Origin of the sequence: Terribacillus sp. JSM ZJ617 (assembly GCF_044383785.1) — a bacterium.
Taxonomy (GTDB): Bacteria; Bacillota; Bacilli; order Bacillales; family Amphibacillaceae; genus Terribacillus.
In genome coordinates, this window is the sequence record NZ_JBISEQ010000001.1 from 528,794 (window position 1) to 552,346 (window position 23,553).

A 23,553-nucleotide genomic window follows, 5' to 3' on the forward strand; every position below is an offset into this window, starting at 1 on the left:
CAATATGATTGAACTAAAAAATGTATCGAAGACCTTTACCACTGGCAAGAAAAAAGTGGAGGCGCTGAAAAACGTCTCCTTGAATATCAATAAAGGTGAAATCTATGGCGTCATCGGATTCAGCGGAGCAGGGAAAAGTACCCTGATCCGCTGTGCCAATTTACTGGAACGTCCAACTGAGGGCGAAGTATTCATCGACGGTGTAGACCTCACGAAGCTTAAGAAGTGGCAGCTTCGTAAAGCAAGAGGGAAAATCGGTATGATATTCCAGCATTTTAATCTGCTGACGACTGCAACAGTATACGAAAACGTCGCTAGACCACTCAAGCTGAGTAAGGTGCCGAAGAATGAAATCAAGGAACGCGTTGATAAGTATCTGAAAATTGTAGGTCTGGAAGAAAAGAAGAATGTTTATCCGGCTCAATTATCTGGTGGTCAGAAGCAGCGAGTGGCTATCGCACGAGCACTTGCGCAAGAACCGGAAGTGCTGCTAAGTGATGAGGCAACAAGTGCTTTGGACCCGAATACGACGTCTTCCATTCTTGAACTGCTGCTCCGAGTGAATAAGGAGCTTGGCATCACCATCTTCTTGATTACACATGAGCTGGATGTCATCCAGCGTATTTGTGATCGTGTCGGTGTTATGCACCATGGAGAGCTGGTGGAAGAAGGGGCTGTCATCGATGTCTTTACCAAACCGAAACATCCGCAGACTCGGAAATTTGTCTTTGATGATGCGAATTTCCAAGTACCGGACAGCGTGAAAAAAGGACTTTCTGCTACAGGGCGTCTCGTCTCACTGACGTTTATCGGAGAAGCTTCCAATGAGCCATTCCTTGCGGCCATCACAAAGAAATTTGATGTTGTTCCAAGTATACTGGCAGGTGGAATTGATCAGCTGAAAGCTAGCTCCGTTGGTAAATTGCTTATCCATTTGCAAGGGGATCCAGCAGAAGTGGAGAAGGCAATTTCTTACTTGGAGTCGCAGCAAGTAACGGTTGAGGAGGTGGCGTCATGATTGAGTTCTGGACAGAATGGGGTGCAGACATCACCGAGGCGTTTTGGCAAACGCTGCTGATGACTGGTATTTCGCTAGCTATTTCAATCGTGATCGGACTGCCGCTAGGTATTTTGCTGGTCATGACAAGAAAAGGCGGCCAAGCAGAGAATCGAGTATTTTATTCAATCGTGAATACGATCATAAACGTAATCAGATCCATTCCTTTTATCATCCTTTTATTCCTGCTTTTACCTCTGACAAGAGCTTTGGTCGGAACTACAATTGGCGTAGAAGGTGTTATCCTTCCGCTTGTTGTCTATACAGCTCCTTATATTGCGCGTTTAATGGAGTCTGCGCTACTGGAAGTGAATAAAGGTGTCATCGAGGCATATGAATCGATGGGGATATCGACTAATAAAATAATCTGGAGTGTAATCATCAGGGAAGCACGTTCTACGATGATTCTAGGATTAACAATCGCAACAATCGGATTGATCGGAGCCACAGCGATGGCTGGTTTAGTCGGTGCTGGCGGTCTTGGAGATTTGGCATATCAATATGGGCATTTGCGCTTCGAGCCTGTCGTTATGTATGTCGTTATCATCATCCTGATCATACTTGTACAAGCAATGCAGACATTCGGGAATGTATTGGCAAGAAGATTGCGAAAAGACTAAAAAAGCACGCTTGGTTAATTCCAAGCGTGCTTTACTATATATTAGAAGAAAATGTTTAAGATGTAATAGATCAAGCCACCTAGGGTAGCAGTGATCGGTAAGGTAATGAACCACGTGATGACCATGCGCTTTGCAGTACCCCAGTTAACACCTTTGCGTCGGTGAGCTGCACCAACCCCCATGATAGAGGAGGAAATAACATGTGTCGTACTTACCGGTAAGTGAATATATGTGGCACCAAAGATAATGAACGCTCCAGTCAAATCAGCTGCAACACCGTTCACTGGACGAATCTTCATGATTTTACCGCCGACAGTTTTGATGATTTTCCATCCACCTACTGAAGTACCAAGTCCCATTGCAGTCGCACAGGCAGCTTGTACCCAAAATGGAATATCAGATGTTGTGTGCAGGCCTGCTGTGATCAATGCCATCGTGATGATCCCCATTGCTTTTTGGGCATCGTTTGTACCATGGGTAAATGATTGCAGCGCTGCAGTCAAGATCTGTACGCGACGGAAATTCTTGTTTGTCTTCGGCAAGTTCTTTTCCCGGAAAATCAGCTTGATGATGTTATATAAAATAAAACCTACAACAAAAGCCAGAATCGGGGAAATGATCAACGCTTGCAGGATCTTCAAAAATCCGTCTACATTGAGAATTGCAAATCCGCTTGATGCTATAACTGCGCCTGCAAGAGAACCGATGATGGCATGGGAAGAACTGCTCGGTATACCGTAGTACCACGTAATTAAGTTCCATGCAATCCCTGCAATCAGTGCAGCTAGGATAACGACAGATCCGTTGACGATGTCATTCGGATTAGCAATATCGCTTGTAATTGTCTTTGCCACACCAGTAAAAGTCATGGCGCCAACAAAGTTCATGACTGCTGCCAAAATGATAGCGTGTCTTGGTTTCAATGCTTTAGTTGATACAGATGTTGCAATAGCATTGGCCGTATCATGGAAACCATTGATAAAGTCAAATGCAAGGGCGAAAATGACGGTTAAGATGGTTAGTACTAATAAAACATCCATTGTTTACGCCTCACGAATTCTTCATGATGATTGTTTCAAGATTGTTCGCAACAGACTGACAGCTGTCGGCGATTTCTTCAAGGATGTAGTACAACTCTTTGTACTGAATCACCTTGATTGGATCTTTTTCGTTCTGGAAGAGCTGTTTCAAGGATTTACGGAAGATCGTGTCACAGTTTTGCTCATGCTCCTTGATTTTGATTGCATGTTCTTGTATTTCTTTCAGTTTGTTGTGTGAAAGCAAATCGATTGTAATCAAGATTTCCTTTGCACAAGAACGGATTTCTTCTGTAAACTGGTCGATGAAGCTATCGGAAGAATAGATACCATAAGTGTCCATCATTCCAGAAAATTCTTCTATCCCATCAAGTACGTCATCCAGGCTGTTCGTCAGCTGAAGGATGTCTTCGCGTTCGATTGGTGTAATGAAGGCATGATTCAATTCCTTGATGATCGTATGTACAAGCTGATCACCCTTTGTCTCGCATTCCTTCAATTTATTGGAGAACTCGGATAAAGTTGCTGCATCTTTCACTTTATACGTAACAAAAAAGTCAGCAGTCTCATCAATATTCTTTGCTATATCAGCTAAAAGCAAAGAGAATTTGTCTTGTTTCTTCTTGAACATTACAAAACCTCCGAATGGTGTTTGAATAGGGTTGTTCCTGGGAACATATAATGATAATTTTTTGTAAACTATCCTCTAGAGATTGTAAACTTTTTATTAATAATTATCAATGTTTTCGTTTGATTTTTGTCGAATGAGGTACACTTTGTCACTATTTGTTATAGTTGTATAGAAGGGGTGAAATTATGCAGATCTCCATTACAAAGCCCGCATCAAACTGGTTTGTTCAAGAAATGGACCTTGAACCTGGCAGTGCTGTGCGTTTTTATGTTCGCTATGGCGGGATGGGCGGCATTAAAGAAGGATTTTCACTTGGTATTTCCGCGGAACAGCCAAATGATCCAATTACAAGTGAGGAAGTACAGGGTATAACATTCTTCGTCGAACGTTCAGATGCATGGTATTTTGAAGGGGTAGACTTGAGCGTTAAGTATTCTCGTAAATGGGACGATATCCAATATGAATATCCTCCGCATAATTGAAAAAAATGAGCAAGAGCCGGTAGCGGCTCTTGCTCATTTTTTAATTTCGGATAGGAAGCATTGGAGCGGTCGCATCCTTAACGCCTACCATTCCAAGCAGGGCAAGCAGAATCCGCTGCGGCCCGTAGAAGGCATCCGTCGGATCGAAGAACTCCTCCAGTGTATGGTGTCCGCCGCTGTTACCGCCGCCGCCTAGTGTTAGGGCTGGAATACCCAAGCTGATAGGAACATTTGCATCGGTACTAAGCGGTTCCTCCCGTTCTACTTCAATACCAAGAACTTCAGCCGCCTGTAGTGCAATGTGACGAATCGGTGCATCTTTTGGCTGGCTGCCAGCAGGTCTGTCTCCTACAAGCTCTGTCGTAACGGAGATGCTGCCCGGCTGCTTTCGTGCTTCGCCTTCTGCCTGTGCCGCTTCTTCAATGATAGCTAGTGCGTTGGCTTCCAACTCTGCAAGAGCGTCGCTGGATACAGAACGTAAATCCAGCTGGAATCCTGCGTGTTGTGCGATGGTGTTGATGGATGTACCACCATGAATCGTGCCGACGTTATATGTTGTCTTCGGATCATTTGGAACGGTCAGATCTGCTAACGCAGCGATAGCGCGTCCAGCTGCATGAATGGCACTTGAAGTACCAAAGTCCCCAAAGCTGTGTCCGCCTTTTCCTTTGAAGGTTACATTGTAGCGTTTGCTGCCGACACCGCAATAAATTAAGTCACCAGGAGAACCTGGTTCCACAGAAATGAAGCCATCCACATATGTATTATCCCGGAAATATGCTTTCATTCCGCGCAAGTCTCCCAGACCTTCTTCTCCGACATCAGCAAGGAAAACGATATCTCCTTCCGTTTCAATCTTATTTTCTTCCAAAGTACGCAGTAAAGTCAGTAAAACTGCCAAGCCGCGTCCGTCATCCCCGATTCCGGGAGCATAGACGATTCCATCTTCAATTTTTGCTTTCACATTTGTTCCAGCAGGGAAGACGGTGTCCAAATGGGCTGCGATGACAACCGTAGGTCCTTCACCGCTCCCTTTTCGTATGCCATATACATTTCCTTCGTCATCTGTTTTCAAGTCCTCCAAGCCAAAAGCTGCCAGTTTCTTTTTGAAAAAGGCTGCGCGGTCTTCCTCTTTGAAGGGAGGTGCTTCCACTTCTGTCACTTCTATTTGATCCTTTGTCGTCTGTTCATTATCCTGCTTGAGAAAATAGAGGGCGTCACGTACTTGCTGAAGATCTAAAAGCTGCTCAAACTCCTTTGCGAATACTTTGCTGGTTGATGTCATATATTCCCCTGCTTTCCTATGGTATACGTGTACTGTAACATAAAATCTCAATATACTGACAATTTAAACCGCGTAAATAGTCGAAAAGTAATGATTTGTTCTATTTTTATATTTACAAGGCATAGGATGTTATGTAAAATAAATGCACCGGAAATGAATAATTATAGATTTTATTGCAAGTTTAAAATATAGATAGAAAAGGGAGATCAACTATGAAATCAGTAAAGAAGCTCATGGCAGCAGCGGGACTTTTTAGCGTTTTATTCTTAAGTGCGTGTATATCCAATAATGAATCAAGTGGTTCTGGTGAAGAGAAACTCACTATCGGAACAGAAGCAACCTTCGCTCCTTTCGAATCCATGGAAGGTGATAAAATTGTTGGATTTGATGCAGATTTGCTAGATGCGGTCATGAAAGAAGCAGGTCTCGATTATGAATACGAAAACACTGGCTGGGATCCGATGCTTGTCGGAGTAGAGGATGAAACGCTGCAAGCTGGAATGGCTGGTATCACAATAACGGATGAAAGAAAAGAAACGTATGACTTCTCAGCACCTTACTTCGAGGCAACGCAAGTTATCGCTGTACCAGAAGGAACGGATATTCAATCAGCCGATGATCTGCAAGGAATGAAGATCGGCGTACAGAACGGTACGACTGGTGATGAAGCTGCACAGAAACTTGTTGGAGAGAACAGCAGTGATCTTTCTAAGTACGATTCATCTGCAGCAACTATGATGGCTTTGCAAAACGGTGATGTAGAGGCTGTTGTTACCGATATCGCAGTAGCTCAGCATTATGTGAAAAATAATCCTGATGCCAATCTTACTTTAGTTGAAGACGATGAGAACTTTGAACAGGAATACTACGGTATGCTGCTTCCGAAGGACAGTGAATATAAAGAACAAATAGATGAAGCTATTCACACGATCATGGAAAACGGAACGTATGAAGAGATTTATCAGGAATGGTTCGAAGGTACACCAGATATTGAAGGTCTGGAAAGCGCACAGCCATAAGAAGAATCATATAGCGTAACGATAATTACCGTTACGCTATATTTATGTGTTGATTTATCAGCTATACTGAGGTGAGAGAAATGGATTTTAGATGGGAAATTATTAGTGAATATTTGCCTTTCTTCATGAGAGGATTAGGTTATACAATCCTGGCGTCTTTGATAGGGTTCCTCATTGGGGCTTTGATTGGATTAGTGATCGGAATGGGAAAAAGCTTGAACAATCCGATCCTCAGGCTGCCGTTCATTTGGTATGTGAATATTTTCAGAGGCACCCCGCTGTTAGTGCAGATCTTTTTGATCCACTTTGCGGTGATGCCGATTTTCATTAAGCCGCCGGAGCCGCTTATATCATTGATCGTTGCTTTGGCTTTGAATTCTGCAGCTTATATTGCAGAAATCTTCCGTGCTGGTATCAACTCAATCGATAAGGGGCAGCGGGAGGCTGCGTACAGTCTCGGTATGAACCATGCGCAAGTGCTGCGGCATGTCGTGCTGCCGCAGGCATTCAAACGGATGATTCCGCCGCTTGGCAATGAATTTATTGTGTTGGTGAAGGATTCCTCACTTGGAGCCGTCATTGCTGCACCGGAACTGTTTTACTGGGGCAGAGTAGCGGTAGGCGCGACTTCCCGAATTTGGGAGCCGTATTTGGCTGTTGCCGTTTTATATTTCGTCGTTTGTTTAGTATTATCATATGTACAGAGCTTTTTAGAAAGGAAGTATGCAACAGATGATCAGCGTAAAAAACCTAAAAAAGTCGTTCGGCGATCTCGAGGTGCTGCGGGACATTAACGTCGAAATAGAGGAAAAGGAAGTGGTCGTCGTTATCGGCCCTTCAGGTTCCGGCAAGTCCACTTTCATTCGGTGCCTCAACCGGATCGAGGATATTACGGGTGGTCATGTTTATATAGAAGGAACAGATATCTCCCAGAGAAAAGTAAACATTAATAAAGTGCGTACAGATGTCGGCATGGTATTCCAGCAGTTCAATCTGTTCCCTCATAAGACAGTACTGGAGAACATCATGCTTTCTCCGATGGTTGTCCGCAAATGGAAAAAGAAAGATGCGGAAGAAAAGGCTCTTGCACTGCTTCGTAAAGTTGGTCTGGAGGACAAAGCAGGCGTATATCCTGAATCGCTTTCAGGCGGACAGAAGCAGCGTGTCGCAATCGCTCGTGCTTTATGCATGGAACCGAAGGTGATGCTGTTCGATGAACCAACATCTGCACTTGATCCAGAGATGGTCGGTGAGGTGCTCGAAGTTATGAAGCAGCTTGCGAATGAAGGCATGACCATGATAGTTGTAACGCATGAAATGGGCTTTGCGCGCGAAGTAGGTGATCGGGTGCTGTTCATGGATGGCGGTTATATCGTAGAGGAAGCGAAACCGGAGGAAATTTTCAATAATCCGAGGGAAGAACGGACAAAAGCTTTCTTGAGTAAAGTTTTATGACACGTACAGCCAGTGCATTTATGCACTGGCTGTTTCTTTGTAAAAAGGGCGTCATATTTTCTTACAAGTTTGCTGTTATCCTATATTCCCTATGCTAAAGTAAGGGTAAGATTTTCGGGTAACAAACGAACTGTAACCTATAGGCAACATTCGTCATGTTCTCGGTTAATCCCTCTCATTTGCAAGCAGAATGCATTGTTCGGCTTGTCTTACAGCTTGTACAGGTGATATGTTGCGTGGCATATCCGACTGTGCAGGCTGTTTTTTTTGTGCTTTTTGCGGAAATAAGGAAAATTGTGCTGGACATGCTATTAATTTGTAATCATTTAGCACGCTCCTGCGTATGATGGGTCTATAGAAATGACAGGAGTGGCGCAATGTATAAATTAAAAGTCGTAGATGCTAGCAAGATATTCAGACGCGACGGACAGGAAGTTGTTGCATTGCAGGAGACTACAATGCAAATACCTGCTGGACGATTTGTCAGTATTATTGGCCCCAGTGGCTGCGGCAAGTCGACACTCTTCAATATGATTGCCGGGCTTATTAAACCGACCACTGGAAAAATCCTATTGGATGGGCAGGATATTGTCGGCAAGAGTGGTTATGTCGGATATATGCTTCAAAAGGATCTGCTGCTGCCATGGCGGACAATCTTGGATAATGTGATTCTAGGTTTGGAAGTCAAGGGTGTTTCGAAGCGGGAGGCTAGGAAGCGGGCTCAGCCATTATTAGAGAGATATGGTTTGCAAGGCTTTGAAAATAATTATCCGCCAGAGTTATCAGGCGGTATGCGACAGCGGGCAGCATTATTGCGGACGCTGCTGTATGACCAGGATGTGATCCTGCTTGATGAGCCGTTCGGGGCGCTTGATGCACAGACGAGACTGCAGATGCAAGGATGGCTGCTCCGCATTTGGGAGGATTTTCAGAAAACTATTTTATTCATCACCCATGATATAGATGAAGCAATTTACTTATCAGATGATATTTATGTCCTCTCGCATCGTCCCGGCAAGCTTAAAGCAAAAATTCATGTGGAATTGGAACGGCCGCGCGGGGAAGAGACATTGTTGTCGGACAATTTTATATCATTAAAGCAAACATTGCTGGATTTGCTTAGAGAGGAACCGAAAGACAATGGCACAACCTGAAAAGAAACGCTACATCGAGGATGAGAAAAAACGCCTGCAGCGCATGAAACGTATAGTATTCGGCGGTCAGATTGGTCTTGGGATTCTGATGATTGTGCTATGGGAGGTCCTGACACGATACGAAGTGATGGATCCTTATTATTGGAGCAGTCCAAGTACAATCTATGAAACTGCCAAAGTCGCATTTTTGGAAGGCACGCTTTGGGATGACTTGGTCTATACATCGCTTGCCACACTTGCTGGTTTTGCATCAGGAACCGTAATTGGCTCCCTGGTCGGTCTGTCTTTTTGGTGGTCTGCTTACTATTCAAGAATATCAGAGCCCTATTTAATTGCATTTAATGCCATTCCAAAGCTTGCGCTTGGGCCGGTCATTGTTATTCTTTTCGGCATCGGATTCTTTTCCAAAGTGATGCTCGCATTCCTGATGACAGTTATCGTAACTGCACTGGCTGCTCATAGCGGCATTAAAGCAATTGATAGAGATCTGGAAAAGCTGCTTTATTCTTTAGGAGCGAAACGCAGACATGTTTTTACAAAAGTAGTTGTCCCGACAACGATGCCTTGGATTGTCAGCAGTCTGCGGATCAATATCGCATTGGCGCTTGCGGGAACCATCGTCGGAGAATTCATCAGTTCCCGTCAAGGGATTGGCAGGATGATCCTTTATGCAGGACAGATTTTAGATATCGACCTTGTTTGGGTAGGAGTTGTCGTATTGTCACTATTGTCTTTGCTCATGTACGCAGGGACAGTCAGCTTGGAAAAGTTATTGCTTCGCGGTCAAGAGCCGAAACAATAGGAGGTGTCCAATGAGTAAAGCACGCTTGTTTGGTGTGATTTGTTTGGCAGTTTTGCTTGGTATCCTGGCAGGATGTACAGGTGGCGGTGAGGAAGAGAAGCTGAAGAAAATCACTATTGCAGAACCAGTGCACCTGACTGGCTATCTGCCGCTGTATGCAGCAATCCATGAAGGGTATTTTGAGGATGAAGGACTGGATGTAGAAGTAGTAACCGCAACTGGCGGAGCACATGTGACAACCGTTGTAAGCGGAGATGCCTGGGGTAATATCGCCGGTCCGGATTCGAATGCCCTAGCCAATATCGACTCAAATGACCCAATCGTATCTGTCGTCAACGTGGTTAATCGAGCGAATGTCTACTTGATGGCAGGCGGAGACACACCTCCTGCAGGAGCATCAGAGGAAGAGTTGGCAGCATACCTGGAAGGAAAAACAATCGCTGCTGGGCGTTATGGCGGCAGTCCGAATCTGCTGACACGTTATTTGATCATGGAGCTCGGTATGGAGCCAGGCAAAGACGTTTTACTTGAGGAGCCTGCCGACGCAAGTGCAGTCGTATCATTAGTGGAAAACGGCCAGGCGGATATTGCCAATGGAGCTGAACCGCAAATATACGATGGTATTGAAAAAGGGGTATGGAAGGAACCTTTTTACGGATTTCCTAGTTTGGGAGATTATCCGTATAGTGTCATCAGTGTAAAGCAATCTACCATTGACGAAGATCCCGAAACTGTCCAGAAATTCGTGACTGCTATTACAAAAGCTTTGAAAGCAGTAGATGAGGATGAAGAGCTGGCGATGCGGGTATTAAAGAAGGAGTTCCCGACAACGGAGGAAGCGAGTCTGCAAGCATCATTGGATCGTGCGTATGCGGATGAGCTATGGAGCAAGGACGGCTATATAACGGAGGAAGCAACAGATAAGACGATGGATGTAGTCACGAAGACAGGTGTATATAAGGGAGATTATAAATACGAAGAGCTGGTAAATATGGAGTTTGTTGAGGCATTGGAATAAGGAGAGGCTGGCGATCATTGCCGGCCTTTTTCTTGGAAACATAGGCGGGTGATGCACATATAGTAAGGGAAGATAGGTTTCTGCTGTTTAAAAGTTGCCAATGGGAAACTTTATTGTTATAGTGCATGATAAGAGAAAATAAATTGTTAAAAATGAGGAGGGCAATAAATGGACGGAAATGTATTACTAGCTTTAGGGTTAACTTTAATGGCAGGCCTTGCAACAGGTATAGGAAGTTTAATGGCGTTTTTTACTTCTACAACAAATACAAAGTTCTTATCACTTAGCCTAGGTTTTTCTGCTGGGGTAATGATATATGTTTCAATGGTGGAAATCTTCGTCAAGGCAAAGGATTCCTTGACAGGTGCCATGGGTATCCAGGCTGGTAACTGGGCAACTGTAGGTGGATTTTTTGGCGGTATGCTTCTTATTGCACTAATTGATAAAGTGATACCAAAACAATCCAACCCGCATGAAGGCAAGAAGCTGGAAGAGATGGATAATCCAGCTCAGAATCAAGCCTTGCTCAAAATGGGTACTTTTACTGCATTAGCTATTGCTATCCATAACTTTCCAGAAGGTATTGCCACCTTTACGTCTGCCTTGCAGGATCCTTCTCTAGGTATAGCAATAGCCGTAGCCATTGCGATCCATAACATACCAGAGGGTATCGCTGTTGCGGTGCCAGTGTACTTTGCGACGGGAAATAAGAAAAAAGCTTTTCGTCTTTCGTTCTTATCCGGTTTATCCGAACCAGTAGGTGCGATTCTTGCTTTTCTAGTTTTGATGCCATTTTTAAACGATATCATGTTCGGAGTTATCTTTGCTGCCGTAGCAGGCATCATGGTCTTTATCTCACTTGACGGTCTCTTGCCAGCCGCTAAGAAATACGATGAAGGTCATACCTCTATTTACGGATTGATCAGCGGTATGATGGTGATGGCTCTTAGTTTGCTCCTATTCATTTGAATGGGGAACCGTCTGCTTAAGCAGGCGGTTTCTTTGTGTATAATAGGAAGAAACAGGAGGGATACCCTATGGGAAGCAAATTAGTGGAGAATAGCCGGAATGTATTAAGCAGCAGTTTAGCGCTGAAAAAAGAAGAAACACTGCTTATTGTGACAGATGACAGTAAGAAAGAGCTTGCGGAAGCGCTCTATGCAGCTGGCAGATCAATTGGATCGGAAACACTGCTGCTTGTTATGCAAGACAGGGAGAAGTCTGGTCAGGAACCGCCGAGCAGCGTGGCAGAAGCAATGAAGCATTGTGATGTTGCGGTTTGTATTACAGAGCATTCCCTGACGCATACACAAGCCAAAAAAGAAGCTGTGTCTGCTGGAGTTCGCGTTGCGACGATGCCGGGGATTACATATGATATGTTTTTGGAAGGCGCAATAAGTGCAGATTACGATACAGTTGAAGAAATGACATTTGCAGTAACTGAAAAATTGAGTGAATCGAAACGAGTAACAATCCAAAAAGACGGCGAAGAACTAAGCTTCTCCATCCAAGGCCGCAGCGGCGTACCAAGTACAGGTATTTATCGGGAAAAGGGGCAATCCGGAAACCTGCCCTCTGGTGAAGCATATATCGCGCCATTGGAAGGTACAGCTTCAGGCCGTTTATGGATTGATGGCTCGATTTCAGGTTTAGGCAAAATTGAGGAACCGATTCTTCTTTCAATAGAAGAAGGGCGTTTGACAGAAGCTACTGGCCGGCAAGGAGAAATGCTGCTGCAAATGCTTGGGAGCGGTGATGGACGCAATGTAGCTGAATTCGGTGTTGGTACGAATGACAAAGCCAGAATCACTGGCAATGTCCTGGAGGATGAGAAAGTATATGGAACGATCCATATCGCTTTTGGCAGCAACAACACCTTCGGAGGCATGGTGGCTGCGGGTGTCCACATCGATTGCGTTGTAAAAGCTCCGACGGTCTATTTGGACGATACAGTGCTCTTGGAAGAAGGAGAGATGAAGCGTAGCTAAAGCTGCGCTTCTTAGCATATCGCACAATAAAAGCGCTTACATTTTGTGCAAGTGACAAATGGAAATAAACTCCGAAACAAGGTAAAGTAAAGGTATACAAAAGGAGGCGCTTACATGGCTAAAATACAGTTGAAGAATATCCAGAAAGTCTATGATAAGAACGTTACGGCAGTTGAAGATTTCAACTTAGAGATAGATGACAAAGAATTCATCGTTTTCGTTGGTCCCTCCGGCTGCGGGAAATCAACAACTTTACGTATGATTGCTGGTCTGGAGGAAATTTCAGGCGGTGACTTCTATATGGACGGAGAACGAATGAACGATATCCCTCCAAAGGATCGGGACATTGCAATGGTATTCCAAAACTATGCGCTATATCCGCATATGAACGTATACAATAATATGGCATTCGGTCTGAAGCTGCGTAAATTCAAAAAGGACGAAATAGACAAACGAGTGCAGGAAGCAAGCCGGATTCTTGGATTGACAGATTACTTGAATCGGAAGCCAAAAGCCCTTTCCGGCGGTCAGCGTCAGCGGGTTGCACTAGGACGTGCGATTGTCCGTGATGCGAAAGTATTCCTCATGGATGAGCCGCTTTCCAACTTGGATGCAAAGCTGCGTGTGCAGATGCGTGCGGAAATCCAAAAGCTTCACCAGCGTTTGCAGACGACTACAATTTATGTAACGCATGACCAGACGGAAGCGATGACGATGGCAAGCCGCCTTGTTGTCATGAAAGACGGTATCATCCAGCAGGTAGGTGCACCGAAGGATGTGTATGATAATCCAAATAATATGTTCGTAGGCGGCTTCATCGGCTCTCCATCTATGAACTTCCTCAACGTGACTATCCAGGATGGCAAAGCGAAACTCGGTAATGTTACTTTCCAGCTTCCGCCAGCAAAACGTAAAATGCTGCAAGAGGCAGGCTATGGCAGCGGCGAGGTTGTAATGGGAATCAGACCGGAGCATATCCACGATGCCGATTATGAAGAAAGCCTGGCGCATGCGCATGAAGTGGAAGCGACAATCGATGTTGTCGAATTGATGGGTGCTGAAAGCTTCCTTTATGCGGATATGGCTGGACAGGAATTTGTTGCTCGCGTTGACGCCCGGTCGGATATTAGGAACAAGGATAAGCGCACGCTATTATTCGATATGGATCAAGTACATTTCTTCGATAAAGAAACAGAAGCCCGGATTACAGAAGCAAACGCAGCTTCACAAGTATCTTGAAAAAAGCCTGTGCCCAATGGGTGCAGGCTTTTTCTATGGTAAAATTATCTAAAATGAAGTGAAGGAGGGGTTCGATGGACAGGAAATATCCAATTGGTCAGTTTCGACAGGAAGGACCTATAGCGGAGGAGCAAGTGAAGCGGTGGATAGAAGAAATAAACCAGCTGCCAGAGCAGGTAACATCATTAGTGAGGGGGCTGTCAGAGTCTGATCTCCAGCATACATATCGGGAAGGTGGCTGGACTATCAAGCAGCTTGTACATCATTTAGCTGACAGCCATCTTAACTCCTTCATCCGTTTCAAATTGGCATTGACGGAAGAAAATCCAATCATTAAATCATACGAAGAAGCAGAATGGGCCAAGCTGCCAGACTATGACATGCCAGCTCAAGCTGCTTTGAATCTGCTTGATTCCATACATCATAAATGGGTTATTCTGCTGCAATCACTTACTGCAGAACAGCTGGATCGGACATTCCGGCATCCGGAATCAGGTGAGGTGAGCTTGAAAGAAAATATCGGCATCTATGCTTGGCATGGCAAACATCATTTGGCTCATATTCGCTTGGCGCTGAAAAACGAAGACGAACACTAATGGAGTATCCTATACGGATACTCTTTTTTGATGGATGGGGTTTTACTTCAGGATTAGTAAGGAAATAACTAGTAAATAGATGAAGGAGTGGATGACGGAATGGATGCATCATTGAATGGTAAGGTGGCGGTTGTGACTGGAGCGGGATCTGGTATCGGAAAGGCAGCTGCAGCCATGCTAGCTGAAAAGGGTGTCCGGGTAGGGTTGTTTGATATGGACGCTTCTGCTGTAGAGAAGACAGCAGCAGAAATCGAATCAGCTGGAGGAGCGGCGATAGCAGCCAAAGTCGACGTAGCAGATAGCAGTCAGCTGCAGGAGGCGTACAAGCAAGTGCTGGATAAGTTCGGACAGCTGGATATCGTCTTCGCTAATGCGGGCATCAATGGCACGCTTTCTCCGATTGAACATTTGCCTGAGGAGGATTGGGATAAGACCCTCGGAACGAATGCGAAAGGTACTTTTCTGACAGTGAAATTCGCCATTCCTTACATGAAAAGCAATGGCGGGAGTATCATCATTACCAGTTCAATAAATGGAAATCGTACATTTTCTGGTTTTGGCATGAGTGCGTACAGTGCTTCAAAAGCTGCAGAAACTGCTTTCGGTAAAATGGCTGCATTGGAGTTATCGGCTTATCGTATTCGGGTGAATGTCATTTGCCCAGGTGGAATCGAAACGAATATTGAAAAACGGACGAACAAAGACGAGGAGCATCTGGCAGAAGTGGAAATACCCAAAATCTTTCCCAAAGGTCAGCATCCTTTAAAAGGGGAGCCTGGTAAGCCGGAAGATGTAGCATCTATTGTCTGCTTTCTCGCATCCGATGCTTCCGGGCATATGTCAGGAAGTGTCCTTTATGCGGACGGTGCAGAAACATTGCTATAAATTTTAGGAGGCAAGTTAATGTATGATGTAATTATTATTGGCGGCGGAATCGCAGGTATTCAAGCTGCTATACAGTTCGGCAGATACAAGCGTGATGTACTTGTTCTGGATAAGCGTAATGACGGAAGATCGCATTGGTGCAAAAGCTACCATAATTTAATTGGGTGGCCAGATGGGGTATCAGGAAATCATTTGCTGGAGCTGGGCAGGAAACAGATTGATTCGTATGGCTGTATTAGTATTGAACAGCAGGAAGCAGTGGAAGTGGAGAAGTGGAAGGAAGGCTTCACAGTCAAAACAGCAGACGGAAATACGCATGATGCAAAACTTCTGTTGTTCTCGACAGGAATAACAGACCGTATACCAATCAAGGAGCTGTATCCGCTGCTGGGTACGGATGTGTATGTGTGTCCTGATTGTGATGGCTATGAAATAAGCGGCAAGCGGACAGTTGTTGCTGGTTCAGGAGAAGCAGGAGCGCATTTAGCCATCATGCTTCATTACTGGTCGGATGATATAGTCTTTGTTAATCATGAGCAGGAGCCGGTGTCCGAGGAAACTTTCGAGAAATTGAAAAAGCACTCGATCGAATATTATGACCAGCCGATCCAAGAAGTCGTATTAGACGACGAGGATAAATTGGAAGGCTTCCTAGTGAATGGCGAGAAGCTATGGGCGGAGAAAGCTTTCGTTGCTTTTGGTAAGAACAAAGTGAACAGCGAGCTGGCAGAATCATTAGGTGTGGAACTTCATAAGAATATGCATATCGAAAACAATCCCCGTACAAAGGAAACAAGCGTAGAAGGAGTCTGGGCAGCCGGAGATATTACGGTTCATTCTGAGCAGGTCAGTATCGCGATGGGGGATGGCATGCAGGCAGCTATCTGGATGCAAAAGCGTTTATTGAAGACAAAATGAAAAAAACAACTTAAGGCAATAGGATTTGTATTTGTATCTATGCCTACAGTAAAACCCATCGAACATAACATTTAAACAGTTCAACGATTCCTTGCAGAGATAGAAGGCTAACGACGGTAAAAGGTATGCAGAGGTCTTGCTGGAGGCGCATCATAAAGTTAATGAAAGATATAACATAAAAAAAGAGGATCAGTCCGTTCGAAATGGAACGGATTGATCCTCTTTTTTTGGTCAGGCTTTACGCTCTGTCTTTTTGTTGTTCATATTTTTCGATAGCTTGCTTTACTAGCTCGCTGTCTTTAGGCTGTCCGCTAATATGCGATAAAGCGGAAGCTGCTCCTTCCGACTTGATGCGTTCCTGCAATTCTTTCGCTTCATCATCGCCTTCTGGATCGAATTCCAATGCAAAGGCGATTGTCGTAAGCAGCGCATCAGCCGATTTGCCTTGCTCCAGCAATGCTTGTGCTGGGTAGACCAATCTATCCTTAGGTCCAAGCTTACGGATCGGTCCGCGTCCCACGCGTGTCACCATATCTGAAATGTATGGGTTTTGGTAACGCTGTAGGATTTTTGCGATATAGTGGGACAGGTCATCTTCCTCGAAGCCCCACTTTTCTTGTAATAGAGAGCTTGTTTCTTGCAGCGCCTGCTTAGCTAAAGTAAGAATCTCTTCATCTTTAATAGCGTCGATGATTGTGTCGTAGCCTTTTGCGTAGCCAGCATAGGCAATGGCAGCATGACCCGTATTAACTGTCAGAAGCTTTCTTTCAATATAAGGCTCCAGATTATCAACAAAAGTGATAGCATCTATTGCTGGTAGTTCGCCCTGCCAATTCTTCTTTTCCACAACCCATTCGAAATAAGGTTCCACTTGGACTGTCAGCAAATCCTGCTGCTCCTGAATCGGAACAATCCGATCAACAGCAGCATCGCAGAATGCTGTATAGCTTTCTACATTTTCCATATCCTGTTCATCGATGTGAGAGATGACAAACTCACGCAGCTGGCTTGATCCTCGGATCATATTCTCGCATGCAATGACATGGACCGGTTTGGGCTGTTTTGCCCGTTTGACGAGTCCTTTGGCGATTACAGGCGCAACATGCGGCAGGATGGATGGGCCCACTGCAGTCGTAACAAGATCAGCTTCTGCAATTGCTTTGATGACAGCTTCTTCTTCTGTGGCGCTATTTAAACCAGTAACACCGGTTATGGTTTCGGAATGTGCTTCTTCCTGTGCATAGACGACTTCATATTGCTGCTTTTCCTTCAAAGCGGAGATGATGTCACTGTTCACATCAGCAAAAGTAACATGTACATCCGCATGAGAGAGAAGGGCGCCGATAAAGCCTCTGCCGATATTGCCGGCACCAATGTGTACGCTCTTCATTACGCATCCACCTCAGAGAACATGTCAATGATCTCCTGTTTGCTTGTTGCATTCACAAGCTTTTCAATGTTTTCCTCCTCGGAGCAAACGATAGCAATTTGCGAAAGGATATCCAAATGTTCATTGTTTTTACCGGCAATACCGAAAACGAGCTTCACTTCATTGCCATCGAATGTAACGCCTTCTGGTGCCTGGATGATAGAGATACCGGAAGCGATAACTTCGCCTTTTGCATCTTCTGTACCATGCGGAATAGCTACGAAATTACCCATATAAGTAGATGTCAATGCTTCTCGTTCGATCATTTTATCCACATACGTTTCATTAACATAGCCATTATCCACAAGAATTTGGCCGGCTTTCCGGATAGCATCTTCCTGATTCTCCAATGTCGTGTTCATCAAAATATTTGCTTCTTGTAATACTTCCATGATTACCCTCCTAAGTGATCTGTGAATTGTTGGATGTGGGCAGTGAGCAGCTGCGCCAATTCCTTGCTGAGTGCATCCTGATCCGCAGAGCGAATCATGTGCTGAATATGCTCTTCTAAAATAAGGATACTGATCTTACTGAACAGCTCGTAACAGCTCGCAGGCAAATTGTCCGGTGCAGCAAGGATGAAAAGGCGATCAGCCTCCATCACTTTGTTGTCCATCCCCTTGATCATAATAGGGGAGGATAGCGCCATCATCCAAAATGCGGGCTGCTCGATTTCTGTACTGCGGCTATGATACAAAGCCATTCTTGTATCAGGGATACCCATTCCTCCGAGCTCATCACGTTGTCGGAGAAGGGTTGCAAGCGTTCCTTGTTTCTTGATGACAGCATGATTAGCTGCACGCTGATCGATATGGGAGAACAAATCTATCTGCGATTGATATGTCTCATCGATCATAAAGTTATTCCATACAGTTCGGGTAGCCGCTGTCAATGTCTTCAATTCCTCTAATTTTGAATCGAAAGCTGAAACTGTAGGGAATGTTGCGGGTGAAGCTTTAGCGGGTGCTATATGTTTTCTTTTCTTATAAATAGTCGGAAGTTCCTGTTGGATGAATGCATCTACTCGTTTGACATCCGGTCCAGGCAGGAGTGGATTGACAAGCAAGTATTGACGGTGGAATTGGTCAAGGCTGATTGTTGAAATAAGCAAATCAAAGCTTTCCAACTCCATATCCTTCAACTCCAGAAAAGATGACAGCGACACCTGGGTGATTTCGGGAAACTCATTCTGCAGCCTGCTGGCAAGCATCTTGGAAGTGCCAATCCCGCTTGCGCAAACGACTAAGGCATGCAATCGTTGTCTGCTGCGCTGCCTTTCCCTTGCAGAAGCGAAATGCAGTGCCAGGAAGGCAACTTCTCCTTGTCCGAAACGAAAAGTAGGAAACACCGTTTCAAGAGCTTCTCGAACTGCGGCTACAACTTCTTGATAATCTTGTTCAATCTTCTCTGTAAGCGGATTGTACGTTTGAATACCTTCCCTCGCTCGGCTGATAGCCGGTTCGATATGAGCGAGCAGTCCATCAGTAAAAGTTTCGTCCTTTTCCAGCTGCGGCAGCTGTATCGAAGCAGCAACCAATTGGATGAAAGCTTGTACTTGCAGCTCAAACAGCGGATCAGAGCGATGTGTCGTTTCGTTCCGCTTTGCACCTTGGATCTGTACGGCAATATAACCGATCTCAGAAGCTGAAAACGTTACAGGGAAGGTATCTTCCAATTCCCTGCTGAGTGCCGCGGCAATCGTATATTCTTCCGTTTTTTGTAAAGATTCGAGCAGCGGGGGAGATAGTGTAACGCTCTTGGCCTGCTGTATTCTTTTGATCGTAATACTGATATAGGTGATCAGTGCAACGTAGGCATTATCCGCAATGGAATACGACAGTTTGGTCAAATGATCCATTACGTATTTTTCGACCATTGTCATACGCTGATCTTTTATGATGTTTTGAAGGAACTGATGCAAATTCTGTTCTTCATGATCATTTGTAAAAGTATAGATGGAAGCCTGATCCAGCTGTTCCATCATGAGCTGGACGAGTACCTTCCTTTTTTCGTTCTCTTCTCCATCCAGCTCAACTCCAACACCTCGACGCCTTATGATGGACAGCGAATAATCGGCTAATCTTGCTTCCAATGCATCCAAATACACGGATAAAGCCGTCTTCGATAATTGCACTTCATTTGCCAAATAAGCTACTTTAACAGGTTCGGCAGCCTCAACTAGTAGATAAAGCAAATGAAGCAGCCGCTCTTCCTGGGTCGTATCTACCTCGACCGCATCACGCAGCTGCTCTTGCAATGCTTCCATCTGTTCCCTTTCTCCTTCAATCCGGATACCGGATCCGGTAACACGCAGCAGGGACAGCTTATTCTCGGCAAGTGTCCGTTCCACTTGCTTCAATTCCCGGTGAATAGTTCGAGAGCTGACATGTAATAGCTCTGCCAGCTCTCGAATGGAGATGAATTGGTTTCTGGAACGCAGCAATTGCAGGATTATTCTTCTTTCTCTGCTGCTAACCAATTCCAAATCAATCACTCCTTGCTTATTGGTGCTTTTTAAGGTTTTCGATCAGTTCAGCGTACCGCGGACTGTTCAAGAAGTTTTCCACTGAGATATGCTCAGCGTCCGGACGTTTGTTGCGGGCACGGTCCGTCAGATTCTTCTGTGTGATGACGATATCAGCATCATTCTGGATATTGGAGATGGCTGCATTATCGACCTTGATTTCAGTCAATCCAGCATCCTTCATCTTCTTACGCAGAAGGGAAGCACCCATTGCACTTGATCCCATGCCTGCATCACAAGCGAATGTTATTTTGTTTACATTGCTGTAGTCGAAAGAATTACTGCTCGTTTCATCGTGCTGTGCTTTTGTATCAAGTGTTTCTGCAGCTTCATCTGTAGCACCGCCAGCTTGGTTGATACCGACAGCAGCAGCTGGTTTTGTACCTTTCATTTCTTTAGATTTCGCAGTTGCTTCCTCAATATTCGTTTCGGAAGCTTTACTGCTCTTCATGATGACAGCAGAGATGGCGAATGATACGGCAGCAGCACCTAGGATACCAAGTGCCAAGCCAAGGTAGTTAACTGCACTAGGATAGCTCATTAGGAAGATTGCGATAACACTACCTGGTGAAGCTGCGGCACGAAGACCTACATCCATCAAAGAGAAAATTAGTGTTCCGGTTACACCACCGCCAATTGCCGCAATAATCAATGCTGGTTTCATAAGAATGTACGGGAAGTAAATTTCATGAATACCACCGAAGAAATGGATGATCGCTGCACCTGGTGCTGATGCTCTTGCGCTTCCTTTTCCAAATATCATAAAGGCAAGCAGGATACCTAAACCTGGACCTGGGTTAGCTTCCAAAAGGAATAGAATCGATTTACCGACTTCAGCTGACTGCTCAAGACCAAGAGGTGTGAAAATACTATGGTTGATTGCGTTGTTAAGGAATAATACTTTCGCTGGTTCAATCAATACGTTGACAAGAGGAAGGAGTCCGAGTCCTACAAGCCAGTCAACACCTGATGCTAATACATTTGTTAATCCTTCAAGAAGTGGTCCTACAAAATAAATTGCTGCGATTGCCAATCCACCGCCGATGATACCGGCAGAGAAGTTATTGACAAGCATTTCGAAACCGGAACGTACTTTAGAACCGATATACTGGTCAAACAATTTGATGGCATATCCGCCGAGCGGACCCATTGCCATTGCACCAAGGAACATCGGAGTATCCGGAGAGCCTACAATTGCCCCCATGGTGACGATTGCCCCAACGACACCGCCTCGGATATCGTGGACGAGACGTCCTCCAGTAAAACCAATTAATAATGGCAGTAAATACGTGATGGACGGACTAACGATCGCAGCGATCGTTTCATTTGGAAAGTATCCATCCGGAATGAATAAAGCGGTAATAAGACCCCAAGCAATAAATGCACCGATGTTTGGCATAACCATGCTGCTCAAATATGAGCCAAACTTTTGAACACGAGCGCGGACACTGGCTTTTTCCTGTGCCATGCTTTTTCCCCCTTTTTATATGTGAAAAAATATTGTATAAAGTAGTGCTTGCTTCTATCTTACGTGGTATGTATGCGATTTCACAACAGAAACAAACACCACCTTTGTCACGTGTCTTCCTGCCAACTGTGTCTTTTGCAATGTTTTTAGCTTAGGTAAAAGGCCGCAGACTATACTGTCGAATATAAATTTGACACTTTTGTTACTGATAACCTTCTCTGCTGGAAAAGAAACGTAAAGTTTATGAAAAAGTATACAGATTTTATAATTGCATCCGATATTAATGGTAATCAAACTTTTTTAGGAGAATGGAAATATGGATAAATCATCAATCATTGGTGTTATATTGGGCTTGGTTGCAGTAGGAGTCGGTATGGTATTGAAGGGTGTGAGTCCTGCAGCACTTATTAACCCTGCTGCCATACTGATCATCATCGTAGGTACAGCAGCTTCTGTTGTACTGGCTTTTCCGGGAAATGAATTGAAACGATTCCCTAAGCTGCTTGGCGTTGTATTTAAGAATAAACAGGAATTCAATACAAAAGAGCTTGTCCGTATGTTCTCGGAATGGTCACAGATCAGCCGGAAAGAAGGATTGCTTGCATTGGAGAACAGTGCTCGTGATGTAGAAGATGATTTTCTTCGGAACGGATTGAGCATGGCTGTTGATGGAGAGTCACCAGAATATATCCGTAATGTTTTAAATGAAGAGGTTGATGCGTTGGAAGATCGTCATGCGGTTGGTGCATCTATTTTCACACAGGCCGGCACTTATGCACCATCATTAGGTGTACTGGGAGCTGTTATCGGCCTTATTGCGGCACTTGGCGACATATCAGATATCGATAAGTTAAGTCATGCTATTGCTGCTGCCTTTGTTGCAACTTTAATGGGGATATTCACAGGCTATGTCATCTGTCACCCGATCGCCAATAAATTGAAGCGGAAGACACAGCAGGAAGTACAGCATAAGCTGCTGATGGTGGAAGGTATCCTCTCCATCTTAGAAGGCGAGACACCGCGCATGCTCGAACAGAAGCTGCTTGCTTACTTGCCAAGTAAAGAAAAAGCTGAGTTTGCTGAGGCTGAGACGGAAGAGGAAGTGGCAGTATGAGCCGGAGGCGCAAGCACAAAAAGCATGAAGAACATGTGGACGAATCCTGGCTGCTCCCGTATGCCGATCTTCTGACACTTCTGCTGGCGCTTTTCATCGTCTTGTTCGCCACCAGCTCGATCGATGCGCAGAAGTTCGCCAAAATATCTGACTCCTTCAGCAGTATCTTGCATGGCGGAGAAGGTTTATTGGAATCCAATACAAGCATGACTCCAGGAAACGATACTAGTTCAACTGCTATTGATCAGAATAATGAAGAAGAAAAGAAAGAAGAGACAGCTGCATCTGAAGAGGCTGATAAAGAGAAAGCTAATGAAGCTGACTTGGAAGCAGCCGAACAGGAAGAGCTGCAAAAGATTCAGGAGAAGATAGAGACATATATCAAGGATAAAGATCTGAGTGATAAGTTCTCAACTGCGTTGACAGACGAGGGCTTGCTGCTGACTATCAACGACAATGTCTTGTTCAACTCGGGCAGCAGTGAGGTCAGTGTAAGTGATGAAGAGATCGCAAGAGAGATTTCGGATCTTCTTGTGATGGATCCGCCGCGCGAAGTAATCATCAGCGGTCATACCGATAATGTGCCGATAAGCACATCATCATACAATTCCAACTGGGAGCTTAGTGTGATGCGTTCTGTTAATTTCATGAAAGTCGTATTGGAAAACGAGGAGCTTGACCCACGCTGGTTCAGTTCAAAAGGATACGGTGAATTTAAACCGATCGCTTCAAACGATACAGCTGAAGGCAGGGAAAAGAACCGCCGAGTGGAAGTCTTGATCCTGCCTCGAAAAGCTGAGACAGAATAACAGTCCTATCAGGGCTGTTATTT

The 23,553-nt window shown here is 44.8% G+C and carries 24 protein-coding genes; 17 read left to right on the forward strand and 7 right to left on the reverse strand.

Going from position 1 to position 23,553, the window contains the following annotated elements:
• The first annotated feature begins 4 nt into the window (after positions 1-4).
• On the forward strand, positions 5-1,018 hold the full coding sequence (locus tag ACH6C1_RS02600) for a methionine ABC transporter ATP-binding protein (protein ID WP_374074366.1): 1,014 nt from the start codon (positions 5-7) through the stop codon (positions 1,016-1,018).
• Positions 1,015-1,677 (forward strand): methionine ABC transporter permease, encoded by a 663-nt coding sequence (locus tag ACH6C1_RS02605; protein ID WP_374074369.1) that lies wholly within the window; start codon positions 1,015-1,017, stop codon positions 1,675-1,677. The genes ACH6C1_RS02600 and ACH6C1_RS02605 overlap by 4 nt, the downstream gene beginning before the upstream one ends.
• A 41-nt stretch (positions 1,678-1,718) precedes the next feature.
• Here the strand turns inward: ACH6C1_RS02605 and ACH6C1_RS02610 are convergent, their stop codons facing one another.
• Positions 1,719-2,717: an inorganic phosphate transporter gene (locus ACH6C1_RS02610; protein ID WP_374074371.1), complete on the reverse strand. Its 999-nt coding sequence runs from the start codon at positions 2,715-2,717 to the stop codon at positions 1,719-1,721.
• 10 nt (positions 2,718-2,727) lie between these two features.
• Positions 2,728-3,345 (reverse strand): DUF47 domain-containing protein, encoded by a 618-nt coding sequence (locus tag ACH6C1_RS02615; protein WP_374074373.1) that lies wholly within the window; start codon positions 3,343-3,345, stop codon positions 2,728-2,730.
• 185 nt (positions 3,346-3,530) lie between these two features.
• Here ACH6C1_RS02615 and ACH6C1_RS02620 point away from each other — a divergent pair, with 185 nt between their 5' ends.
• Positions 3,531-3,827: a HesB/YadR/YfhF family protein gene (locus tag ACH6C1_RS02620; RefSeq protein ID WP_095221210.1), complete on the forward strand. Its 297-nt coding sequence runs from the start codon at positions 3,531-3,533 to the stop codon at positions 3,825-3,827.
• 40 nt (positions 3,828-3,867) lie between these two features.
• On the opposite strand, the gene ACH6C1_RS02625 is transcribed toward ACH6C1_RS02620, so the two are convergent.
• Positions 3,868-5,112 carry a M20/M25/M40 family metallo-hydrolase gene (locus tag ACH6C1_RS02625; RefSeq protein ID WP_374074375.1) on the reverse strand — a complete coding sequence of 415 codons (1,245 nt, stop codon included), beginning with the start codon at positions 5,110-5,112 and terminating at the stop codon, positions 3,868-3,870.
• A 212-nt stretch (positions 5,113-5,324) separates the two neighbouring features.
• Between ACH6C1_RS02625 and ACH6C1_RS02630 the strand changes: the two genes are divergently transcribed.
• The 12 genes from ACH6C1_RS02630 (at position 5,325) to ACH6C1_RS02685 (ending at position 16,186) form a co-directional block, all read left to right on the forward strand.
• Positions 5,325-6,131 carry a basic amino acid ABC transporter substrate-binding protein gene (locus ACH6C1_RS02630; RefSeq protein WP_374074377.1) on the forward strand — a complete coding sequence of 269 codons (807 nt, stop codon included), beginning with the start codon at positions 5,325-5,327 and terminating at the stop codon, positions 6,129-6,131.
• An 80-nt stretch (positions 6,132-6,211) separates the two neighbouring features.
• Entirely contained in the window at positions 6,212-6,925 is a 714-nt protein-coding gene (locus ACH6C1_RS02635; protein WP_095221204.1) for an amino acid ABC transporter permease, read from the forward strand.
• Positions 6,864-7,586 carry an amino acid ABC transporter ATP-binding protein gene (locus ACH6C1_RS02640; protein WP_374074381.1) on the forward strand — a complete coding sequence of 241 codons (723 nt, stop codon included), beginning with the start codon at positions 6,864-6,866 and terminating at the stop codon, positions 7,584-7,586. The genes ACH6C1_RS02635 and ACH6C1_RS02640 overlap by 62 nt, the downstream gene beginning before the upstream one ends.
• A 377-nt stretch (positions 7,587-7,963) precedes the next feature.
• Positions 7,964-8,740 carry an ABC transporter ATP-binding protein gene (locus ACH6C1_RS02645; protein WP_366247927.1) on the forward strand — a complete coding sequence of 259 codons (777 nt, stop codon included), beginning with the start codon at positions 7,964-7,966 and terminating at the stop codon, positions 8,738-8,740.
• Positions 8,727-9,542, forward strand: coding sequence for an ABC transporter permease (locus ACH6C1_RS02650; protein WP_095221199.1), 816 nt, complete (start codon positions 8,727-8,729; stop codon positions 9,540-9,542). Before ACH6C1_RS02645 ends, ACH6C1_RS02650 begins: the two co-directional genes overlap by 14 nt.
• A gap of 10 nt (positions 9,543-9,552) precedes the next feature.
• Positions 9,553-10,560 carry an ABC transporter substrate-binding protein gene (locus ACH6C1_RS02655; RefSeq protein ID WP_374074384.1) on the forward strand — a complete coding sequence of 336 codons (1,008 nt, stop codon included), beginning with the start codon at positions 9,553-9,555 and terminating at the stop codon, positions 10,558-10,560.
• 168 nt (positions 10,561-10,728) lie between these two features.
• Complete coding sequence (zupT, locus tag ACH6C1_RS02660; protein WP_095221195.1) at positions 10,729-11,529, forward strand: zinc transporter ZupT; 801 nt, start codon at positions 10,729-10,731, stop codon at positions 11,527-11,529.
• A gap of 68 nt (positions 11,530-11,597) precedes the next feature.
• Positions 11,598-12,548 carry an aminopeptidase gene (locus ACH6C1_RS02665; RefSeq protein ID WP_374074387.1) on the forward strand — a complete coding sequence of 317 codons (951 nt, stop codon included), beginning with the start codon at positions 11,598-11,600 and terminating at the stop codon, positions 12,546-12,548.
• Positions 12,549-12,662: 114 nt separating this feature from the next.
• Positions 12,663-13,787 carry an ABC transporter ATP-binding protein gene (locus ACH6C1_RS02670; RefSeq protein WP_095221191.1) on the forward strand — a complete coding sequence of 375 codons (1,125 nt, stop codon included), beginning with the start codon at positions 12,663-12,665 and terminating at the stop codon, positions 13,785-13,787.
• A 74-nt stretch (positions 13,788-13,861) separates the two neighbouring features.
• Complete coding sequence (locus ACH6C1_RS02675) at positions 13,862-14,383, forward strand: YfiT family bacillithiol transferase (protein WP_374074389.1); 522 nt, start codon at positions 13,862-13,864, stop codon at positions 14,381-14,383.
• A 99-nt stretch (positions 14,384-14,482) separates the two neighbouring features.
• Positions 14,483-15,268 carry an SDR family oxidoreductase gene (locus tag ACH6C1_RS02680; protein ID WP_095221188.1) on the forward strand — a complete coding sequence of 262 codons (786 nt, stop codon included), beginning with the start codon at positions 14,483-14,485 and terminating at the stop codon, positions 15,266-15,268.
• Between the two features lie 18 nt (positions 15,269-15,286).
• On the forward strand, positions 15,287-16,186 hold the full coding sequence (locus ACH6C1_RS02685; protein WP_374074392.1) for an NAD(P)/FAD-dependent oxidoreductase: 900 nt from the start codon (positions 15,287-15,289) through the stop codon (positions 16,184-16,186).
• Between the two features lie 238 nt (positions 16,187-16,424).
• On the opposite strand, the gene ACH6C1_RS02690 is transcribed toward ACH6C1_RS02685, so the two are convergent.
• From ACH6C1_RS02690 to ACH6C1_RS02705, 4 genes are read right to left on the reverse strand one after another with little or no spacing between them, the layout of a single operon-like run.
• On the reverse strand, positions 16,425-17,576 hold the full coding sequence (locus ACH6C1_RS02690; RefSeq protein WP_374074394.1) for a mannitol-1-phosphate 5-dehydrogenase: 1,152 nt from the start codon (positions 17,574-17,576) through the stop codon (positions 16,425-16,427).
• Positions 17,576-18,007, reverse strand: a complete 432-nt coding sequence (locus tag ACH6C1_RS02695; RefSeq protein WP_374074396.1) for a PTS mannitol transporter subunit IIA — start codon at positions 18,005-18,007, stop codon at positions 17,576-17,578. Before ACH6C1_RS02695 ends, ACH6C1_RS02690 begins: the two co-directional genes overlap by 1 nt.
• A 2-nt stretch (positions 18,008-18,009) precedes the next feature.
• On the reverse strand, positions 18,010-20,100 hold the full coding sequence (locus ACH6C1_RS02700; RefSeq protein WP_374074398.1) for a BglG family transcription antiterminator: 2,091 nt from the start codon (positions 20,098-20,100) through the stop codon (positions 18,010-18,012).
• Between the two features lie 16 nt (positions 20,101-20,116).
• Positions 20,117-21,607, reverse strand: a complete 1,491-nt coding sequence (locus ACH6C1_RS02705; RefSeq protein ID WP_374074400.1) for a PTS mannitol transporter subunit IIBC — start codon at positions 21,605-21,607, stop codon at positions 20,117-20,119.
• A gap of 316 nt (positions 21,608-21,923) precedes the next feature.
• Here ACH6C1_RS02705 and motA point away from each other — a divergent pair, with 316 nt between their 5' ends.
• Complete coding sequence (gene motA, locus ACH6C1_RS02710) at positions 21,924-22,721, forward strand: flagellar motor stator protein MotA (RefSeq protein ID WP_095221177.1); 798 nt, start codon at positions 21,924-21,926, stop codon at positions 22,719-22,721.
• Complete coding sequence (motB, locus tag ACH6C1_RS02715) at positions 22,718-23,530, forward strand: flagellar motor protein MotB (RefSeq protein ID WP_095221176.1); 813 nt, start codon at positions 22,718-22,720, stop codon at positions 23,528-23,530. The genes motA and motB overlap by 4 nt, the downstream gene beginning before the upstream one ends.
• The last annotated feature ends 23 nt before the right edge of the window (positions 23,531-23,553 follow it).

Bases quoted from the DNA above. Each gene is read 5' to 3' on its own strand.
- ACH6C1_RS02600 (WP_374074366.1), top strand. From the start codon at position 5: ATGATTGAACTAAAAAATGTATCGAAGACCTTTACCACTGGCAAGAAA.
- ACH6C1_RS02605 (WP_374074369.1), top strand. From the start codon at position 1,015: ATGATTGAGTTCTGGACAGAATGGGGTGCAGACATCACCGAGGCGTTT.
- ACH6C1_RS02610 (WP_374074371.1), bottom strand. From the start codon at position 2,717: ATGGATGTTTTATTAGTACTAACCATCTTAACCGTCATTTTCGCCCTT.
- ACH6C1_RS02615 (WP_374074373.1), bottom strand. From the start codon at position 3,345: ATGTTCAAGAAGAAACAAGACAAATTCTCTTTGCTTTTAGCTGATATA.
- ACH6C1_RS02620 (WP_095221210.1), top strand. From the start codon at position 3,531: ATGCAGATCTCCATTACAAAGCCCGCATCAAACTGGTTTGTTCAAGAA.
- ACH6C1_RS02625 (WP_374074375.1), bottom strand. From the start codon at position 5,112: ATGACATCAACCAGCAAAGTATTCGCAAAGGAGTTTGAGCAGCTTTTA.
- ACH6C1_RS02630 (WP_374074377.1), top strand. From the start codon at position 5,325: ATGAAATCAGTAAAGAAGCTCATGGCAGCAGCGGGACTTTTTAGCGTT.
- ACH6C1_RS02635 (WP_095221204.1), top strand. From the start codon at position 6,212: ATGGATTTTAGATGGGAAATTATTAGTGAATATTTGCCTTTCTTCATG.
- ACH6C1_RS02640 (WP_374074381.1), top strand. From the start codon at position 6,864: ATGATCAGCGTAAAAAACCTAAAAAAGTCGTTCGGCGATCTCGAGGTG.
- ACH6C1_RS02645 (WP_366247927.1), top strand. From the start codon at position 7,964: ATGTATAAATTAAAAGTCGTAGATGCTAGCAAGATATTCAGACGCGAC.
- ACH6C1_RS02650 (WP_095221199.1), top strand. From the start codon at position 8,727: ATGGCACAACCTGAAAAGAAACGCTACATCGAGGATGAGAAAAAACGC.
- ACH6C1_RS02655 (WP_374074384.1), top strand. From the start codon at position 9,553: ATGAGTAAAGCACGCTTGTTTGGTGTGATTTGTTTGGCAGTTTTGCTT.
- zupT (WP_095221195.1), top strand. From the start codon at position 10,729: ATGGACGGAAATGTATTACTAGCTTTAGGGTTAACTTTAATGGCAGGC.
- ACH6C1_RS02665 (WP_374074387.1), top strand. From the start codon at position 11,598: ATGGGAAGCAAATTAGTGGAGAATAGCCGGAATGTATTAAGCAGCAGT.
- ACH6C1_RS02670 (WP_095221191.1), top strand. From the start codon at position 12,663: ATGGCTAAAATACAGTTGAAGAATATCCAGAAAGTCTATGATAAGAAC.
- ACH6C1_RS02675 (WP_374074389.1), top strand. From the start codon at position 13,862: ATGGACAGGAAATATCCAATTGGTCAGTTTCGACAGGAAGGACCTATA.
- ACH6C1_RS02680 (WP_095221188.1), top strand. From the start codon at position 14,483: ATGGATGCATCATTGAATGGTAAGGTGGCGGTTGTGACTGGAGCGGGA.
- ACH6C1_RS02685 (WP_374074392.1), top strand. From the start codon at position 15,287: ATGTATGATGTAATTATTATTGGCGGCGGAATCGCAGGTATTCAAGCT.
- ACH6C1_RS02690 (WP_374074394.1), bottom strand. From the start codon at position 17,576: ATGAAGAGCGTACACATTGGTGCCGGCAATATCGGCAGAGGCTTTATC.
- ACH6C1_RS02695 (WP_374074396.1), bottom strand. From the start codon at position 18,007: ATGGAAGTATTACAAGAAGCAAATATTTTGATGAACACGACATTGGAG.
- ACH6C1_RS02705 (WP_374074400.1), bottom strand. From the start codon at position 21,607: ATGGCACAGGAAAAAGCCAGTGTCCGCGCTCGTGTTCAAAAGTTTGGC.
- motA (WP_095221177.1), top strand. From the start codon at position 21,924: ATGGATAAATCATCAATCATTGGTGTTATATTGGGCTTGGTTGCAGTA.
- motB (WP_095221176.1), top strand. From the start codon at position 22,718: ATGAGCCGGAGGCGCAAGCACAAAAAGCATGAAGAACATGTGGACGAA.